At 46.2% G+C, this 17,657-nt stretch carries 13 protein-coding genes; 3 read left to right on the plus strand and 10 right to left on the minus strand.

Annotation, left to right across the window (positions count from 1 at the left end; translation table 11 throughout):
• Window positions 1-54: 54 nt before the first annotated feature.
• From AACQ42_RS04505 to AACQ42_RS04530, 6 genes are all read right to left on the minus strand, one after another.
• On the minus strand, window positions 55-612 hold the full coding sequence (locus tag AACQ42_RS04505) for an Lcl C-terminal domain-containing protein (protein ID WP_094165649.1): 558 nt from the start codon (window positions 610-612) through the stop codon (window positions 55-57).
• The gene (locus tag AACQ42_RS04510; RefSeq protein WP_094165650.1) at window positions 609-2,069 is read right to left on the minus strand and encodes an Lcl domain-containing protein; all 1,461 of its coding nucleotides are present in this window, start codon (window positions 2,067-2,069) and stop codon (window positions 609-611) included. Before AACQ42_RS04510 ends, AACQ42_RS04505 begins: the two co-directional genes overlap by 4 nt.
• A 2-nt stretch (window positions 2,070-2,071) precedes the next feature.
• Window positions 2,072-4,348 carry a proprotein convertase P-domain-containing protein gene (locus tag AACQ42_RS04515; RefSeq protein ID WP_094165651.1) on the minus strand — a complete coding sequence of 759 codons (2,277 nt, stop codon included), beginning with the start codon at window positions 4,346-4,348 and terminating at the stop codon, window positions 2,072-2,074.
• A gap of 9 nt (window positions 4,349-4,357) precedes the next feature.
• The gene (locus tag AACQ42_RS04520; protein ID WP_047688743.1) at window positions 4,358-6,499 is read right to left on the minus strand and encodes a TonB-dependent hemoglobin/transferrin/lactoferrin family receptor; all 2,142 of its coding nucleotides are present in this window, start codon (window positions 6,497-6,499) and stop codon (window positions 4,358-4,360) included.
• Window positions 6,500-8,512 (minus strand): prolyl oligopeptidase family serine peptidase, encoded by a 2,013-nt coding sequence (locus AACQ42_RS04525; RefSeq protein WP_094165679.1) that lies wholly within the window; start codon window positions 8,510-8,512, stop codon window positions 6,500-6,502. It lies immediately after the preceding gene.
• A gap of 256 nt (window positions 8,513-8,768) precedes the next feature.
• A complete protein-coding gene (locus AACQ42_RS04530) occupies window positions 8,769-10,115 on the minus strand; it encodes a DEAD/DEAH box helicase (RefSeq protein ID WP_026027154.1) in 1,347 nt (448 codons plus the stop codon).
• Window positions 10,116-10,510: 395 nt separating this feature from the next.
• Here AACQ42_RS04530 and AACQ42_RS04535 point away from each other — a divergent pair, with 395 nt between their 5' ends.
• The gene (locus tag AACQ42_RS04535; RefSeq protein ID WP_026027153.1) at window positions 10,511-10,780 is read left to right on the plus strand and encodes an Lpp/OprI family alanine-zipper lipoprotein; all 270 of its coding nucleotides are present in this window, start codon (window positions 10,511-10,513) and stop codon (window positions 10,778-10,780) included.
• Between the two features lie 108 nt (window positions 10,781-10,888).
• Here the strand turns inward: AACQ42_RS04535 and AACQ42_RS04540 are convergent, their stop codons facing one another.
• The 4 genes from AACQ42_RS04540 to AACQ42_RS04555 are packed head-to-tail and all read right to left on the minus strand — an operon-like array spanning window position 10,889 to window position 15,023.
• The gene (locus AACQ42_RS04540) at window positions 10,889-11,812 is read right to left on the minus strand and encodes a L,D-transpeptidase family protein (RefSeq protein ID WP_017045045.1); all 924 of its coding nucleotides are present in this window, start codon (window positions 11,810-11,812) and stop codon (window positions 10,889-10,891) included.
• 5 nt (window positions 11,813-11,817) lie between these two features.
• Window positions 11,818-13,230, minus strand: coding sequence for a deoxyribodipyrimidine photo-lyase (gene phrB / locus AACQ42_RS04545; RefSeq protein WP_094165652.1), 1,413 nt, complete (start codon window positions 13,228-13,230; stop codon window positions 11,818-11,820).
• Between the two features lie 16 nt (window positions 13,231-13,246).
• Window positions 13,247-14,080 (minus strand): MerR family transcriptional regulator, encoded by an 834-nt coding sequence (locus AACQ42_RS04550; protein ID WP_064626600.1) that lies wholly within the window; start codon window positions 14,078-14,080, stop codon window positions 13,247-13,249.
• Window positions 14,070-15,023: a YbgA family protein gene (locus tag AACQ42_RS04555; RefSeq protein ID WP_141138389.1), complete on the minus strand. Its 954-nt coding sequence runs from the start codon at window positions 15,021-15,023 to the stop codon at window positions 14,070-14,072. The genes AACQ42_RS04550 and AACQ42_RS04555 overlap by 11 nt, the downstream gene beginning before the upstream one ends.
• A 311-nt stretch (window positions 15,024-15,334) precedes the next feature.
• Here AACQ42_RS04555 and deoD point away from each other — a divergent pair, with 311 nt between their 5' ends.
• Window positions 15,335-16,045, plus strand: coding sequence for a purine-nucleoside phosphorylase (gene deoD / locus AACQ42_RS04560; RefSeq protein WP_013868368.1), 711 nt, complete (start codon window positions 15,335-15,337; stop codon window positions 16,043-16,045).
• A gap of 60 nt (window positions 16,046-16,105) precedes the next feature.
• Window positions 16,106-17,575: a lactate dehydrogenase gene (locus AACQ42_RS04565; protein ID WP_026028170.1), complete on the plus strand. Its 1,470-nt coding sequence runs from the start codon at window positions 16,106-16,108 to the stop codon at window positions 17,573-17,575.
• The last annotated feature ends 82 nt before the right edge of the window (window positions 17,576-17,657 follow it).

The following is a 17,657-nucleotide window of genomic DNA, read 5'->3' on the forward strand; positions in this document are numbered from 1 at the left end:
CATGACATGACTGATCGTTTCCCTGACAGCGTAAGTGGCGTCATTTCATAACACTTATTCTTCAGCCACCAGCAAAACACCAAATTCAAAGTTCGGTGCATAGTGGTAAATTTCGCCATTGACGGAATCAAAAGACCACACCTGAGCACTCGCTAGATGGGGTGATTGGCTCCATAAATACGACAAGATATTACCTGTCTCATACTTAAAGCCTTGGGCAAATGCTCTGCTATTCATCGCTGGGCCAAAACACGCCATTTCAGTCAATGACACTAACTCTTTAATATTCGGCAATCGCCATTCAGCTTGGCTGGCAAATTGGTGCAATGCATGTCGGCTTTGAGGATGGTTGATTGCCGCCACTTCTTGCAAAGCACTTTGCCAACGAAACCCGGTCGCTTCGCCATCACACTGCTCCGTAGCGGCGTTCCATGTTTTACCAACTTGGCAACGCATCCACGTTAAGCCAGTGAGCTTATCTTTGATCGTCCCCTGCTCGCTGTAGACATAGCGCGTATTGGGTGCGCTTTTTGTCATATCAGGAGAACACTCTTGGGCAACGCCGACAGCAGAAAAGATCAAGCAAGAAGCCGCGATTAAATGAGATTTCATTGGTTGTTCTCCTTGGTTGCAACAACTCGAATCGGCAAGACATAAGACGGGTCATTGTCCGCCGCTGTGCTGCTGGAGTAGAGCTCAATTGGGCTACGTTCCCCTTTAGTTGCACCAGACAGCGCCGTGTAAAGATATTGCATCGAACCATCGCTTTGAAATTGAGAGGTATTGAGATAAGCAATGCCAGAAGTCCACGTATGCCCATCAAAAAATTCGGTGTTCTGCGGCTGATGCGGGAAATAGTCTTTGTTGAAACCAACTGCATCGTCACCCACTTCACCTAAATCGAGCATCATGTATTGCTCGCTACTGGTCGGTAAACGCCACGTTTGTAACCCGCACAATTTATCTTGATTGATACGATTGACGTAATCTTGCGTAGTGCAAATGGCATCTCCTGCCTTCTGACACGAAGCGGCCACCACATCTTTCGTAAAAGGGATAAACTTGTCGGCAATTTCTAATGCAAACAAGCGTTCTTTATAGTTCAAAGACGCGGCATCTTCTGACTTCACTTCCCAAATAAGTCCACTGTAAACATCTTTAACGCATGACCAATCGCTCGCGTCTGCCTCAAGTTCATTGCCAGCCGCATCTAATTTGATGAACGCAAAGCTCTTACGCGTCATACCATTTTTGGCGGTAATATCTAGGCCATATTCAGCGTCTTGACCGGGATAATCAGCATCAGCCCGCGCTTGTGCGCCTTGATCGGAATAGAACTGAATAATGCCCGTGTCTTGCAGAGGTCGCACTTCCGATACTTGCGCCATCAATGTATTAGCATATTCGGTCATCTTTTCGCCAGAAACGATCTCAGAGGCAATCAGTGGTGTGTTTTTTGCCATGGTTTGCCCAAGCGTTGCCAGCAAATCAATTCGCTCACTTGCTTTCGCTTTTTGGAGCAACACGACAGCATTGGCATCCAATATTGCTAATGCTGTGTGGCTAAAGTTTTGTGAAATATCACCATTCACTTCAACGCCCAATTGCAAAAGCTGCTCGGCCAGCAAGCGATTCGCTTCTTTCTCCGTATTTCCATCCAGCATAATGCCGGCAAAAATAGAACTCACACCGTTGAGAATGTTGCCACTGCTTTTGCCCAGCGCCGGCGCAATCAGGATCGATGATTGGCTGGTTTGGCGACTTCTCGTCATGACACTAATGCCAGTAGAAACGTCAGCCACAATAGGAAAACGGTAGATTTGAGTGCTGTCACTCGTGAGGGTGTAGCGCCCTTGGCTATCGGCTTGCGTGCTGATTTCGCCCACATCACAGGCAAAGTTTTGGTTAGAATCAATGCAGACAGTGGCATCAAGTGCGACGTTTTGCGCTTGAATTTGCCCGCTAATTTTATGGCTGGGTAAAGATGTATTAGCTACATCTCCACTTCCACCGCCACCACAACCAGCCAGTAAAAGTGCCAGCGAAAGTGTTGAAAGTCTTAAGTGCATAGTTATGTGTTCTTCAGTTTAAGTGAAAAAATAGCCAACAAATTACGTCGTCTTATGGCGAATGCCGCGAGAGGAAGTAATAAGAGCAGTGAAGTCGAACCGCCACCTGTTTCAGGTGAAAGTGCGTTGGTCACAGGTTGAGGGCATTGATAGCCCGCTAGGCGACCTACCCCCCATTCAATCAAGGTGCCGGAATTTCCCGGGTTGTAGTCAACTACTTCCAAACGCCAGTAGCCGCTTAAGGCTTCGCCTTGTAAAGAGCCCAATATGGCATCATGTGCCAGCACCCAATAGTCATCAAAACCATTGATGGCCGATGGTGCTTGGTTGAGTAATTCGACGCGTGTCCCTGCGGGTGAAATTAAGGTAACGCGCAGCTCTTGTAGCTCTGGGTGCGATAACTGCAGGCGAACCACAAAATCTTCATCAATCAATGCGTTGCCAACATCGATCGTCAAGCCATAGCTCTTAAATCCGGACGTAACCGTGTCTGTACCGTCAATACTGGCGTCTTTCAATACTGAATGTATCGCCACTGGCGGCGTTGCAAGCTGTGGCTTACCCACGATAAACGATAAAGTTTGCTTGTCAGATTGCATCGCAAGGTACGGTTGATATTGATAACTCGATTCAAATAGTAGAGTCTGTTTGACGCCGCAGGTGTAGGTGGTTGGCAGCGCGATGCTCCATTGCTGCTGCTGGAATTTTTCGCTAGCGAAAGTAACGGTTTCACCTTGCAAAGTGGCTACCGTTTGTAAACTTGCTTGGCGATCCGTGGCCTGAATGTGCACGTTCAGCGGATCCGTTGGCACCACAAATCGACGTTCCAACAGGAATTTGAAGGGTTCTTGGACTAAGTTATGTTGCTTAAATTGCTGTAATAGCATCGCATCATAAGCGCGATGCGGGTACAGCTGTTTGGCGGTATACAGCATGCTTTCACTCAAATCATGCATTTTTAGACCACGACCTAAGCCGTACATTGATTCAAGAACAATACGGTCAAATTCAGCAAACGCTTCTTGACCGTACTCATTCACGGCCTGTTTCAGCGCTTGAAATAAAGGGGTAGACCACAATTCATCACCCAACTCACCTGCTACACTTTCATGCGCTCGATACTCTGCGGATGCAAAATATTTTGCCCGCTGATTCCACAAACTGCGTGTCGAAATACGAGTACCAAAATAGCCATCCCAATTAAACACGGTGTCAATTTCGAACGCTTTTCCTTGTGCATACTGGCGGCGAAAACTGTGCGAACCCGCCCAATAGTCACCAAAGCCTTCACCAATCGCGCCCGAATGTCCATAAGCCCAATCGGGAACGATTTGATAATGAATTCCATGCCCAAGCTCATGGGTAACCACGTCGGCATCTAATGCATCGGGCGAGCCCCCAACACCAAACAACACTGCTTTCGGGCCAACATAATAAGAAGAGTTGTTGCTAGATAAACCTCTCGCATCAAACCTCACAGGTTCACTAAACAAGGAAAAACCGAGCTGTTTGGTATAATCAATCGATTGATCAAGATGGTAAAAAGCCATCAGCTGTACAAAGCGATCATCAAGCATTTCCATGGAGAGAATTTCAGCATCTGAGTTCCATTGCGCCACGTCTTCAGCGCTAAGTAAGCCAACACCGCTATCAACCCACTGCTTGGCATCATCTTGTTGCTGTATGGCGGTGGCATCAACTTGTCGTACTCGTTCATTGGCTAAGTAATATTTACCTGCACTTTGCAACATCTCGACATTCACACTTTGGTAGTGCGGCTGGTTTGGGTAATCAGCAAGGTCATTCCACGCCGAATCTGGCGCAGGAAATTGATCCATGGTTCTTAAATCGGGGTCAAAAAGTCGCACATTGATGCTCTGCACATCTCCTGATGAGAGCGAAGGCGGTTCATTCGCCATCAATCGGCGGGGCGATTCGAGCTCTGCCGCTACCAATGCAACGCCATCTCGCTCGACTGTATTGTGCAAACTTTTGAACACGCGCGTCACTACGCCAGACTGATCAGTCGAGAGCACTAACGCTTTTTGCGGTTGGTATTGGCCGTTCTGCCATACATCAAAGTTGTAATGATTTCCCAGTAAACTCTCGGTTTGATAACGAAACTTCAGTGTCCCAACATCAGGATAAAGCGAGCTCAAATACAGCTCAGCCGACTCTTTCGTTGCAATGGTCGTTTTCGCCAGTGGATAGTCCCACTCCCCCGCAAGGGCGGAATGGCTCAAGCATAGCAAGGTGCTCAGAACGATAATTTTTTTCATCTCTAGCTCCTAAAACACGTATTTAGCCGTAGCGGTAAAGTAACGCCCGGGCTCAGTGGAATAGAGAGTTTGACTTTGACTTACACCTGCGACGTCTTGGTAACGAACGTATTCACGGTCGAATAGGTTCATGATGTTGAGACTCACATCAAGGTCACGCATCACTTGATAACTCACGCCAAGATCGACCGTAGACCATGCCGACGTTTGCGCGCATTGCGCTTTACGGCCGATATCATCAGAGCATGCTGGTGCTCGATCCATTGAGCTCGCCCAGTTCCAACGTGCGTAGGCATCCCAATCTTGCTGCTGGTAATTTAGTTGTCCATTTCCTTCCCACGGCGTGATGGTACGAACGTATTCATCTTGATCATCTTTGCCATCCACATAACCCGCTTTGAACGTGGTTGACCAATGTTGATTCAGTTGATGGGCGAAGGTGAACTCCACACCATACGTTTCGACGCCATTAATATTTTGGTACTGCTTGATCCAAGCGCCTCTATCGCTATCAAATCCCACGTCTTTAGTGTCCATGAAATTGTCAAAGAGAGAGTAAAAAACCGCGACATAAGCTTGAGATTGGCCATTATCGTATTTTGAACCCAACTCAAAACTATCACTGGTTTCAGCCTGTAAATTCATGTTCGGCGCGATAAAAAACGGCGTCAGTGGAACAAAGCTGTGGTCTGCCGCACCGTAGGCTTTGTCATAGGTCGGAGCGCGGTAGCCGTGGTTGTAACTGAGGTAACTGTTGAATGATGGCGTCCACTGGTAAGCTACGGATGCGCTCGGTGACCATTCACTGGTTTGAATTTCACTAACAGCAAAACCAGCAATAGGTTGCTCTGACTGAGGAGTAAGGTTATTCAAATCAAAACGTAAACCAGCGCTAAATGTCCACTGGTTAAGGCTGAATCTATCTTGCAAATAGACGCCCAAACCATAGGCCTTCGCCGGTGCAAACGGAATAATATTTTCGTAGGTTTCCCCATTGGAATCCTTGGTATCCACGTGACGAGGGCGTTCATAACGATTGGTATTAAGCACTGCACCGTAAATAAATTGGTGTTCGATGTTGTGGACTCGTGCTGCTTTTTCTAAATCAACCGATAGCCCTATCAACTGATCAGAAAAACTTTCATCGCGTCTCTCACGACGAAATTCAAGGGTGTCGAAAAAGGCATGTTCTTTGGTCAATAAGCGATTGGTTTGAGTATCACTTTGACTATCACGCCAGTAAAGCTTGGCGTCCACATGGTCTGCCCAGAAAGAAAGGGTATCTAATTGCACCCCCAATGATGCCGATAAGGTTTGGTGCTGTTCCTGTTCAAAAAATTCTTTGCTTTCCCATTTGTCATCGCGTTGAATGGAAGCAATGCCTTCTTTGCGGATGTTTTCATCTTTATAGGCGTTAAATTTTGCACTGAGTAACAGCGAATCATTGACCATGTGATCGTGGGCTAACGATGCACTGAATCCTTCAATATCTCGGTTATAGAGATCTTGGTTAAAGTTGCGAGTCTCTTCGCCTTGCCAATATGAAATGGTCACCAAGCTTTCACCATTTCCATTGCGCACCGCTAGCGTGCTACTGCTCTTATATTGATTGCTGATCCCTGTGTAGGAGCCAGAGGCATCAATATAGAAATCACGTCCTTGCAAATAATCCGCCGGCGATTTTGTGGTGACAACCACAACGCCGCCGATCGCGCCTGAACCATGAATGGTAGACCCTGCCCCTTTCACAACCTCAATGCTTTTTATGTTGTCTAAGGCGAAAGTATTGCGGCCTACTTTGTCGTTAATGTCATTGGCACCATAGCCGTCCGATGCGGCGACGCCATCTTGAATGATCGCAATGCGGTTGCCCGTCATCCCTCGAATCGTGATGTTTTGTGGCCGACCAGCGCCACCCGTAACACTGATTCCGGGTTCATGACTCAATACATCATACAGTTCTGTCGCGCCTTGTTTTTCAATGGTTTCACCGTCAATCGCTGATATTGAGCCGGCGACTTTTGACAGCGGCTGTTCTACTTTATTGGCACTCACCACCACTTCTTCAAGCTTGGTTAGGCTGAATTCGGCATGCACTGACCCTACCGCAAGCACGCTAAGCACCGCTGCGGTGATTGGAGAAAGCTTCATTTACTGCTCCGCTTTTTTGTTTTTATCTATGGTAAGAAGAAAGGCGTATTCCACGGCCTGTTGCTGTAGTGCCTTACGTGAATCGCTACTGTGCCCGCTATTGAAGTCCGTCCATAACAAGTAAGGCCCGCTACCCGTACTCATCATCGACATTTTTTCTATGTATTTCGCGCCTTCCCAATAAGGGACACGGTTATCAAACCACCCGACACGGACGAGGGTTGGCGGATAAGGTTTGGCTTGAATATTGAGTAGTGGGTCATAAGCTTCAATTGCTGAGCGTTGCAATGGCTGGCTAGGATCTCCCCACTCTTCTCGCTGCTGCACCGAGAGTGAAGAGGAGTCTTCTGTGGACATGCTTCTAAGCACATCCACAAAAGGCACTTGCAGCACCACTCCAGCAAAAAGTGCTGGGTTTTGATTAACCGCGGCCGCAACTAAGGTTCCACCAGCGCTGCCGCCAATCGCATAAATAGCGCGTTGGCCGTTATTAAAATGCTGCAATGAAGAGGCGACGTTCAGGAAATCTGAGATGCCTATTTTTTTCAGAATGCCTGACCCAGCGCGGTGCCATGATTCACCGTGATAACCACCACCGCGCACATGAGCAATCGCATAAATTACGCCTTGATCCAATAAACTGATCACTTGTGGCATAAAGTACGGACGCATCGTGACGCCATACGCGCCGTAGCCATAAAGAAAGACGCTGGACTGTGCGCTCAAGGTGTCTTTTCGGTACGCCAAAGTGACAGGAATAGCCACGCCATTCACATCCACCACAATCTGCTGTGACTCATACTGTTCCGGTAAATAAGCAGGATAGTGGTCTTGACCCAGTCGCTTCCATTGTAAGCTTGCCACATCAAACTCACGCCAAACTCCTGCAGAAACCATCGACATTGAACGCACCCGCAGTTTATTGCTTTGCCAATCACCGTTACGAGAGACCCAAGCGACCTCACTTTCTGTTGCCAAAGGCTGTGATGCTCTCAACTTTCCATGCTGATCCATAATGGCCAGTTGAGAATGCTGTGCTTGGTTGGTTTTAACCACAACGCCAGCTTGATATAAATAAAAATTATCCAGCGTGGAATGATCATCTGGCGCATAAAAAAGCTGCCAAGGGTTTTCATTCATGCTCAGTAATCGACGGTAGAGTGCAAACTTGCCGTTGAGGTTACTATTGATGTAGAGCCAACCATTAGCAACGTCTGCGTAGTATTCAATACCCGGCTGTGCGGCACGAAGCGGAAGGCTTAAGTGAGAGCTGTTAGTCTCTAAAATACGTTGTTCACTGCTGTTTTCGTTGTTGACTTGCACGAGGGCAAAATGCGGATCCGCCGCCAAATAGAGAGACACGATCCACTGCGGATCAGCCCATTCCCATAGGGTTTTTGTCTGCTTGCTCAGCACATCATAGCGCTGTAATAAGCTAGAAGAACGGCTTTCTTCTGCCGCCAAAAAATAGAGGTATTGGCCATTTTCAGACCAAATAGCTTGAGTCGTTGCAGATTGGCTAAGCACGATTTCCTGCTTCGATACACGATCCAGCAGCGTCAGCGTGTAGTGCTCTTCGCCAGTCAAATCTTCGCTTAATGCAATAAAGCGGTCCCCTTTTGCCACCGCCCAATTGGCTAACTGGTAATAATCTGATTGCTGCTGTCTTACACTGATATTGACCAAGCGCTCAATTGGGCTGTCTTCTGCTGTCTTTTTAACAACAAAACGTTCACCTTTAATTACTTGATCATGATAGTAATTTTGGTACTGGATGAGCCAAGGTGTCGGTGCTTTTACGCTCTTATTCTCTGACCATGTTTTGACTAGTGCATTAGAAAGTGGTGTGGCTTGATTGAGCCACTGTTGTGTTTTTTTATTGTGATCTTCAAGGTGTGCTCGAACCTTAGGCTGGCTACGCGAGCCATCTTCCAGCCACTGCAGTGACTCACCATAAGATGAATGAAAACAAGACAAACCAACAACAAAAGCAATGATATTGAGTAATTTCATTATGATCAGTGAAAACATAGCCAATTATTATAATGAGGCGCAGCTTGCCACCAAACGATAATGAGATCAATTATCATTTTTATATAAAATAGAGAAATTATGAAATTTATAAGGGTGAACGTTTGCGTGTATATAAAAACACCGCCAATTTGGCGGTGTTTTTATAATTAGGGTGAGGTTGTCTCAGCAAATACTGGCATTGAGTCCGTCAGCAGATTCGATTGACCGAAAGGTCACGCTGACAAGACGCTCGCTGTTACTCATCGTCAACTTTAGGTGCAACTCTCTTTTTCGGCACAAATACCGCATCACCCACTGCCACATTCTGATAAAAGGTTTTATCGCGTTTAACGGGCTTTTTATTGGCGGTGTGCGCCTTGGGCTTAGTACTTTTAGTCTTAGCGGCTGCGTTTTTCTTAAAGGCCGGAACGCGTGGTTTTAGTCCGGTAAATTTACCTTTCAGATCATCAAATTGAGAGAACTCGATATCTTGCTGCAAAAAGGCTTCCACGCGCTTGAAGCTGTCCCAATCTTTTGGGCCAACCAGCGAGATTGCATCACCTTTATTACCCGCACGGCCTGTACGACCAACACGGTGCACATACTCTTCCGTATGTTTGGGCATATCAAAGTTAATCACGTGCGTCACGTTTGCAATATCAAGGCCGCGTGAAGCCACATCCGTCGTGACCAAAATTTTAAATACAGCGCGCTCAAACTGGCTCATGATGGTGTTGCGCTGGTTTTGATTTAAGTTACCACTCAACGCAACAGCTTTCAGTTTCTGCTCGTTGAGTTTAAGCGTTAAACGCTCAGTATCAGAACGGGTCGCGGTAAAAATGATCACTTGTCGATATTCGGCTTCTTGCAGCACACGTTCGAGTAAGGCTTCTTTGTGATCGAGATGATCACAGAGGTAGAATTTTTGGGTGATGTCTTTATGCTCTTCGTTGACAACACCAATCGAAATGCGTTTTGGATCTTTAAGCAACTCGGTACCAAAGTCATTCACTTGGCCGTGATCAAGCGTTGCGGAAAACATCAGTGTTTGGCGACGACGGTGGTTCGCTGCATGATGAATACGGCGTAGTTCCGGAGCAAAACCTAGGTCCAGCATGCGGTCAGCTTCATCAAGGATCAGCGTATCTAAACCATCAAGACGCAACGAGCGGTGCTCTAAGTGATCCGCTAAACGACCGGGAGTCGCCACAATAAAACGGGGGAAACGGCGCAGTGCTTTTACTTGGTCGTTAAAGTTTTCACCGCCCACAATCAGCGTTGCTTCGTAGCTCAACCCACTGAGCATAGTACGCAGCTCACCGTACACTTGTTTGGCCAACTCACGTGTCGGAGCGAGAATCAGAGCTCTAGGGTCTTTTGCTGATAACGCTTTAGTTTTGAGAGACTTATGCAGCATTGGTAAAACAAACGCTAATGTTTTACCCGAACCAGTCTTAGAGGATGCCAACAAATCTTTACCTGCAATCGCCACGGGAACCGCTTGTTGTTGGATCTCTGTCGCTTGTTTGAAGTCATAGTGTTTGAGGGTCTTCAATAAGCGATTGTCTAAGCCTAAATCTTTAAACTGCAAAGGATTCTCCAAAAATTTGTAAAGTTGCCACAATAAATAGGGCAAGAGGTCAAAATGAAAACGCAATATGATAGCCCGAAAGGCGCTTAGATAGATAGAGATCACATAAAAATAATCAGCACGCACACTTTTTCAAGGCATAAGAAGATAGAAAATACGTCTCTTAACGATGAGACATAGCGGAGTAAATGAGCATAAATTGAAATTCTTGGATTATTTTGACGTTCGGCTACTGGGTGAACGCTAGAATAGTGTCTACAATTGAGTTCGTCACTATATGATGATTTCCAAACAAGTGTATACCCAAACAACTTGACGTTGCAGGTAAACAGCACCGCTGTAGCTTCAAGTAGGAAAAGTATAATAGGGCGTCATTGATAATAATCTTACAAACAAGGAGTTCAATAATGAATAAGATGTTAATTGCAGCTGCAGCCTCTTCTGTACTTCTACTTGCTGGTTGCGCATCAGGCCCTGATGACGCAGCAATGACGAAAATGGATCAGCTAAGCAACCAAGTTAGCCAACTCAGTGATCAAATTTCTGCACTTAAGAGCGAGCAATCGACACTTTCGTCTAAAGTAAGCCAAGCGGCTGATGCCGCTGCCGCTGCGCAAGAAGAAGCGGCTCGTGCAAACGAGCGCATCGATAATATTGCTCAGTCATACACGAAATAATTTCGTTATATTCCATAGCTGAAATTGCTTAAAAGGCTTGTTAATTCAAGCCTTTTTTATTGCTGCTATTACATGGTTCACCATTAATGAACTCATCAACTTCTTTAATTACTCCAATGAGGTTGAAAAATCTGCAGCCACAACTTCGACAGGCACACCATTTTGCGCCAAGATCACCGCTCTCGCTTTCGCATCTGATTTGTTAAATTCATCCAACCACCAGCGAAGTTCCTGCGGTACCTGCAACTCTTTTTTACTGCCGTTACTGCGCGTTAAAGGTTCATGAGCTTCAAGAAATACGCTTCGATCTGGCTCTAAGGCTAATTTTATCGGCTCATCAATTACTTTCACTTTCTCGCCACGCTGAACCTGCTTAAACAGCCATTCAATATCCTTGGGATCCATACGAATACAACCTGAGCTGACTCTCATACCAATACCAAAATCTTTGTTGGTACCGTGGATCAAATAATCACCCGCACCATAAGCGAGACGAAGCGCGTATTCACCAAGCGGGTTATCTGGCCCAGCAGGCACAACCGCAGGCAGTTCAATACCTTTCGCTTTATATTCAGTGCGGATAGATTGAGGAGGTGTCCAAGTTGGGTTCGGCCGTTTTTGGCTGATAGTGGTTTCCATTTCGGGCGTGTCACGACCAATACGGCCAATGCCGACGGGGAAAATATGCACTTTGCGTTTTTCAGACTCAAAGTAATAGAGCCGCAGTTCCGCTAAGTTGATGACGATGCCTTCGTAAGCCACGCGCGGTAAAATAATTTGTGACGGAATGGTTAGCACAAACTCTTGCTGCGGCAAAAATGGGTCAATTCCTTTGTTAGCCGCCATCAAAGATAAAAACCCAACATCGTACTGTTTTGCAATTTGCGCTAAGGTTTCGCCCTGCTCAATCACGTGATATTGAGTTCGGCCAACCATGCTACTGCCTTCGGCAGGAAAATCATAAGTCGCGGCAAACGCGTTCACACTGAGCGCACCCCAGCAACAACACAAAGAGAGTAGCTTGCGTAGCATGGTGATCAGGTATCCTTGGCGTCTTTATAGAGCTGTAAGGTTATCTCTCTTTCTACTTTATGATCAACCATTGGCGCGGGATATGACAAGGAATTGACGGCAGGGAATTTCCAAGGCGTGTGGATGTACTTATCTGGCAACGAAGCCAATTCAGGTACCCACTGACGAATAAAATCCCCTTTCGGATCAAAACGTTCCCCTTGGCTGGTAGGGTTAAAAATTCGAAAATAAGGTTGCCCATCACACCCTGTTGAAGCGCACCACTGCCAACCGCCATTGTTGGATGCATAATCGCCATCCACTAATGTTTGCATAAAATATTGTTCACCAAGCCGCCAATCGATATGCAGATCTTTGGTTAGAAAACTGGCCACAACCATCCTTAATCGGTTATGCATCCACCCCGTTTTGTTCAGTTGGCGCATCGCCGCATCGACAATAGGGAACCCGGTTTGCCCCTGCTGCCAACGTTCAAAGGCCGTTGAGTTCTCCCACCAAGATACATGTTTCCCCCAAGGTGCAAAATCTTTTCCTTTACAGAGATCAGGACGAAACCCGATCAGATGCTGATAGAATTCACGCCAAATGATTTCGCTCAGCCAAGTTTGCGCCCCTTCAGACAACCCAATATGTTGCGATTCAGCGTATAGACGCGCCATACATTGACGCGCAGAAAGCGCCCCTATTGCGAGATAAGGTGACAGTGCGCTGGTCGAATCCAACGCGGGAAAATCACGCTGCTGGTGGTAATTCTGTACCTTATCACGGCAAAACTGGCGTAATTTAGCGCGAATTGCATCGAACTCGACCACCCAATGATCACTGCTGATGCGTGGATAGCTGAACGAGCGGTGTTCGCTCCACAGCAACGGCTCAAGATCCTTTATGCGTTTATAATGTGCAGAAATAGGCGTTGGTAAAATTTGAGGAATAGCCGCTTGTGATAACCACGCTCGTTTAAAAGGCGTAAAGACTTTGAAATAATCACCTTGCTTGTTTTTGACCGAACCGGGGGCAATAATGCACTTATCGTCGTATGCTCGCCACTCGATCTGGCGCTCTAGGCAAAACTGGCTCGCCATCTCATCACGCTGCAACTCATTGATTTCATACTCGCGATTAACCAACACTGCGCTGGCATTAAGCTGCTTAGCCATAGTGGCAATCTGCTGCGCAGCATCAGCGTAATCATCAACTTCCTCATACAGCAGAGCAATATTGAGTGCTTGCAGTTCACGTTGCAGCTCAAATAAACGCCGATAAATAAGATCCGCCTGCATCGGAGCAAGATGGTGTTTTTGCCACTGTGCTGGTGTTGCAATGAATACGGCAACAACAGGTTCTTCACCATCAATGGCGGCATGTAATGCCGTATTATCAACGGATCGTAAATCTCGGCGCAGCCAGAGTAATTTCACTGTGCATCCTTACTGATTAATCTAACGAATGGTGCAGACGAGCAACCACATCTGACAACGAAAGCTTATCTCCCAGTGAGATACGCAATTTCCGTAACGCTTGAACTTGCTGCTCGGTTAGTGCTCGGTTGGCAAACAGCGCAACCTGTTGGTAGTTTGCTAAAGCATCATGATCAACAAGAGCGGTAAGATCTTCGACACCATCTAAGATAGTGAGGTTATACCCAGCTTCCACCTTTCCCACGAACCATAGCCAAGCCAGTATGCTCGATGTTGGATCAAGATTAACGCAAAGACATTTCCCCTTGGTCGCCGCTTTGTTTTCCGCTTCAATGATCGAGCTCAACTTGCTTATCATCAGTGCCTGAAAAAGCCCTTTTTGCAAACTGCGCAACGGTCCTTTAACCCGCTCTAACGTGTCGATGACAGGAAAGACAAACTGCTGCTCAACAATCTCTAACGGATACTCTTTCAATACTGTAGCAATGGTTGATTCCGCTTTGCCTTTATTGAGATCCACTAAAGCTTGCAGCAATTGTTCTTGCTCTAAAAGCTCTGAACCATGATTTGCCAAAGTATCGATGATGCTTTCACTGCCACTGAGCAATGCACTCACTTTGCCAATCGAAACACCTTTCGCCAGCCAACCTTGAATTATGCGAATCGTCGCAATATCCTCTTGTGAATAAAGGCGATGCCCTTTTTCCGTGCGCTGTGGCTGAACAAGGTGATAGCGGCGCTGCCATGCACGCAAGGTAACGGGCTTTACTCCAGTCATCTCGGCAACGTCTCGAATAGCGTATAATTTTTCAGTCATCATGTTTTCAGTCAGTGCGTTCTCATAGTCCATAACGTAGCCTTAACGTTTGTGGATAAGGCGATAAATAGTGCTGTTGCTGCAGATAAGCATCGGGATACATTTTTATGTAATGTTTGAGCAACGTAATAGGCGCAAGTAAAGGAAGCTCGCCAGTTCGATAGTCATCAATCAATTGCGCTAACTCCACTTTCTGCTCTTTGTTTAAGGCTCGTTTGAAATAACCCTGAATGTGCATCAAAACATTGGTGTTATTTTTACGGCTCGCTCTGTGTTTAAGCGCATCCATTAGCCCTTGGCGATAGTGCTCAATAAAATACTGTGGCGGATGCTGCTTGACTTCAGCCACCAAACGGCCGAGTTCTCGATACGCTTGCGGGTGATGCGCCATTAACGTCAATTTGTAACGTGAATGAAAGGCCACCACTTTGCCCGGTGTCGGGTTGTCACCTATCGATTGATAAAAGTCATGTAAACAGTAGACACGCGTAATGAAGTTTTCGCGAAGCACAGGATCATGCAAACGGCCATCTTCCTCTACAGGCAACCACGGCATTTTACGCATCAAAGTGGCGGTATAAAGCCCAACACCCTCTTTGTCTGCTCGTTGATGCTTATAGACTTTGACTCTTTCCATGCCACATGTCGGGGATTTCGCACAAACGATATAACCACACAATTTCATCAATTCGAGCTCATCAACTTTTCGTTCTGAGAAATCGAACATGGCTTGCGTGTAATCTTTGGTTTCATCTTTAGTTTCAACCAGCGCTAAACGCTCTTCGTGAGAGATCAGGCGAATGGTAGGCCTTGGCACGGTTAAGCCAATCGAAACCTCTGGGCAAACGGGTATGAAAGAGAAATAATTCGTTAACTCTTTGGTCACAAAGTCACTCGCTTTGTGGCCAGAATCAAAACGGACTTGCTCTCCCAGCACACATGCACTGATCCCGATACGAATTTCTGGATTACTCATCGCCGCCTCATATACAAAAATATTTGTTGTATAATGTATAGCACACTCCAACCACCTTATACAAAATATATTTATGTACACATAAAAGGTAAACGTTTACCCAAATCGATTGCCTTACCACTTTCAACACTTTTAGTTATCAATGAGCCACAAAAAGGGTATTAACCTCCATTCTGTGACAAATCTCTCAAGGAACAGTGTCAGGTCTAGCTAGTATTGCCTCAACAAAACACATCAGATTCAACAGAATTAGTAATTTAATCCACTTATTGCGGATAAATCGCTGACTCGAAAACTTTGGAGTAACAACGATGGCAACCCCACACATTAATGCGCAAGTTGGTGATTTCGCTGAAACCGTTCTAATGCCAGGCGATCCATTACGTGCAAAATACATTGCTGAAACTTTTTTAGATGATGCTAAACAGGTTTGTGATGTTCGCAGTATGTTCGGTTATACCGGTACTTATAAAGGTAAAAAAGTATCCGTTATGGGCCACGGTATGGGCATTCCATCATGCTCGATTTATGTTCACGAGTTGATTTCAGAATACGGTGTAAAAAATATCATCCGTATTGGTAGCTGTGGCGCAGTTCGTGACGATGTTAATCTAATGGATATCGTTATTGGTATGGGTGCTTCAACCGATTCCAAAGTTAACCGCATCCGTTTTAACAACCACGATTTTGCCGCGATTGCGGATTACGGATTGCTTGAAACAGCTGTCAATCAAGCACGCGCACAAAACGTGCCCGTGAAGGTAGGCAACGTGTTTTCCGCTGATCTGTTCTACACGCCTGAAGGTGATTTATTCGAAAAAATGAATAAGCTTGGCATCTTAGGTGTGGATATGGAAGCGGCCGGTATTTATGGTGTTGCAGCGGATCTAGGCGCAAAAGCATTGACGATTCTTACGGTGTCAGACCACATCATTCGCGGTGAGAAATTAAGCTCTGAAGATCGCCAAACCTCTTTTAACGACATGATGAAAGTCGCGCTTGAAACAGCGATTAGTATCTAATTTTTAAACCTCAGCTGCTCACCCAAATTGGCAGCCTTAAATTACCCCGAGGGGGCGATTGTGTCCAACGACCAACTACCCAAGGACGCAGATGGTTTACAACTCAACTTTTGTAAAACATTGGCGTGTGACAACTTTGGACTGAGTGAAGCCGAACGGTACGTTCTGCAGCGCGTAAACCCGAAGCGTCCAACGATGGTTTGTCGTGAATGTGGAGCTTTCCCCCCCTTACTTAACAACCGAGAAGTGTTAAACGAATTACACCGTTTAAGACAGCTTCACAGCGACGGGTTGCCCGCTTGTCGCAGTGATGATTGCCAAAATTTCGGTTTATCTGTTCATACGCACAAACACCTCTATCACGCTTTTGGCTACAGCGGCGATCGCCAGCGATACCGTTGCAAAGCTTGTCAGAGTACCTTTGTTGATAAGTGGTCAGGAGCCAACAAAAAACTCGTTTTTCAAGAAACCTTACTCGGCCTACTCTTCATGAGTTATTCGGTGCGAGAGATTTGCCGTAAATTATCCATCAACCCAAAAACGTTTTATGATCATGTAGAGCACATTGCCAGTCGCTGTCGGCGAAAACTGGCCATGATTGATGCGCGTTGGGTGAATCATGCAAACCAATATGAACTGGCTTGCAATTACATCCCGCTCCAGCCCCATAGCGACAACGGCGTATTGTGGTTTGCAACAGGTGAAGCCAAAACAGGTTATATACTCTGTCAGCACGTAAACTATTCCGCCAATGAAGAGCCTGCAGGCGAGCTTGATCACAACCCCTATCACTCGCCCGCGCGTTTTGTTTCTCGTGAACATTCATCCGAAGCGAATCTACCCACTCCTGACGCATCTCCGCTATTGCGTGAGCGTATTGATCAGAAATACCAAACGATTTTAGCCCGCGGTAATGTTGAAGACCCCATGGGTAACCTCACCACTTTTCATTACCCTTCTAAAGGTGCCTTGATTCGCCCTCCTTACACCTCTTATGCTCACTTCCTCCACGTGCTGGATTTGTGCCTTGAAGATAAGCGAGTTTCTATCTATCTGCCTCAAGATCCGGTTTTACGTTCTGCCGCATTGAGCGTCTGTTTGCCGCGAATCAAGCGTAAGAATGTTGACTTGATGTACGTTGAGGAAGATCCGCAATGGCAAAATGGACATTCCGTGAATAAAACGGACATTGTTCACATGGGATGGTGGCGAGATCGCTGGGCTATTGCCAATCAGGCACAGGCTGCCAAAGGTGTTTGCTATTTGGCAGGAGACAATCCAACACCCGAAGCTTGGCTCGATAAAGCATCGATTAAGCAAACAGAGTTCTATCAAAAACGCTTCCAACTGTTGTTCGAAAGCTTTATCAACGAACCGAGGCGCAAACTTCGCCCTGGCGGCCTACAACCAATGCTGGATATTTTTCGTGCTTGGCACAATCTGTGCTACCAAGATAAACATGGATTCACCGCCGCCCAAAATTTGGAATTAACCAAACATCCACTGACATTGAAAGAACTACTCTCTTAGATTTTTAGGTTATATTTAGACTGTGGATTGTGAAGTAGCGCAGATTATTGTGGTAATGAATAACCAATGCACCCACTTTTGG

It is taken from the genome of Vibrio sp. V12_P9A6T4 (genome assembly GCF_963874835.1).
Classification (GTDB): domain Bacteria; phylum Pseudomonadota; class Gammaproteobacteria; order Enterobacterales; family Vibrionaceae; genus Vibrio; species Vibrio anguillarum.

Coding starts and splice junctions, on each gene's coding strand:
- AACQ42_RS04540 (WP_017045045.1), bottom strand. CDS start 11,812: ATGCTACGCAAGCTACTCTCTTTGTGTTGTTGCTGGGGTGCGCTCAGT.
- AACQ42_RS04525 (WP_094165679.1), bottom strand. CDS start 8,512: ATGAAATTACTCAATATCATTGCTTTTGTTGTTGGTTTGTCTTGTTTT.
- AACQ42_RS04520 (WP_047688743.1), bottom strand. CDS start 6,499: ATGAAGCTTTCTCCAATCACCGCAGCGGTGCTTAGCGTGCTTGCGGTA.
- AACQ42_RS04505 (WP_094165649.1), bottom strand. CDS start 612: ATGAAATCTCATTTAATCGCGGCTTCTTGCTTGATCTTTTCTGCTGTC.
- AACQ42_RS04515 (WP_094165651.1), bottom strand. CDS start 4,348: ATGAAAAAAATTATCGTTCTGAGCACCTTGCTATGCTTGAGCCATTCC.
- AACQ42_RS04510 (WP_094165650.1), bottom strand. CDS start 2,069: ATGCACTTAAGACTTTCAACACTTTCGCTGGCACTTTTACTGGCTGGT.
- AACQ42_RS04555 (WP_141138389.1), bottom strand. CDS start 15,023: ATGAGTAATCCAGAAATTCGTATCGGGATCAGTGCATGTGTGCTGGGA.
- deoD (WP_013868368.1), top strand. CDS start 15,335: ATGGCAACCCCACACATTAATGCGCAAGTTGGTGATTTCGCTGAAACC.
- AACQ42_RS04535 (WP_026027153.1), top strand. CDS start 10,511: ATGAATAAGATGTTAATTGCAGCTGCAGCCTCTTCTGTACTTCTACTT.
- AACQ42_RS04550 (WP_064626600.1), bottom strand. CDS start 14,080: ATGGACTATGAGAACGCACTGACTGAAAACATGATGACTGAAAAATTA.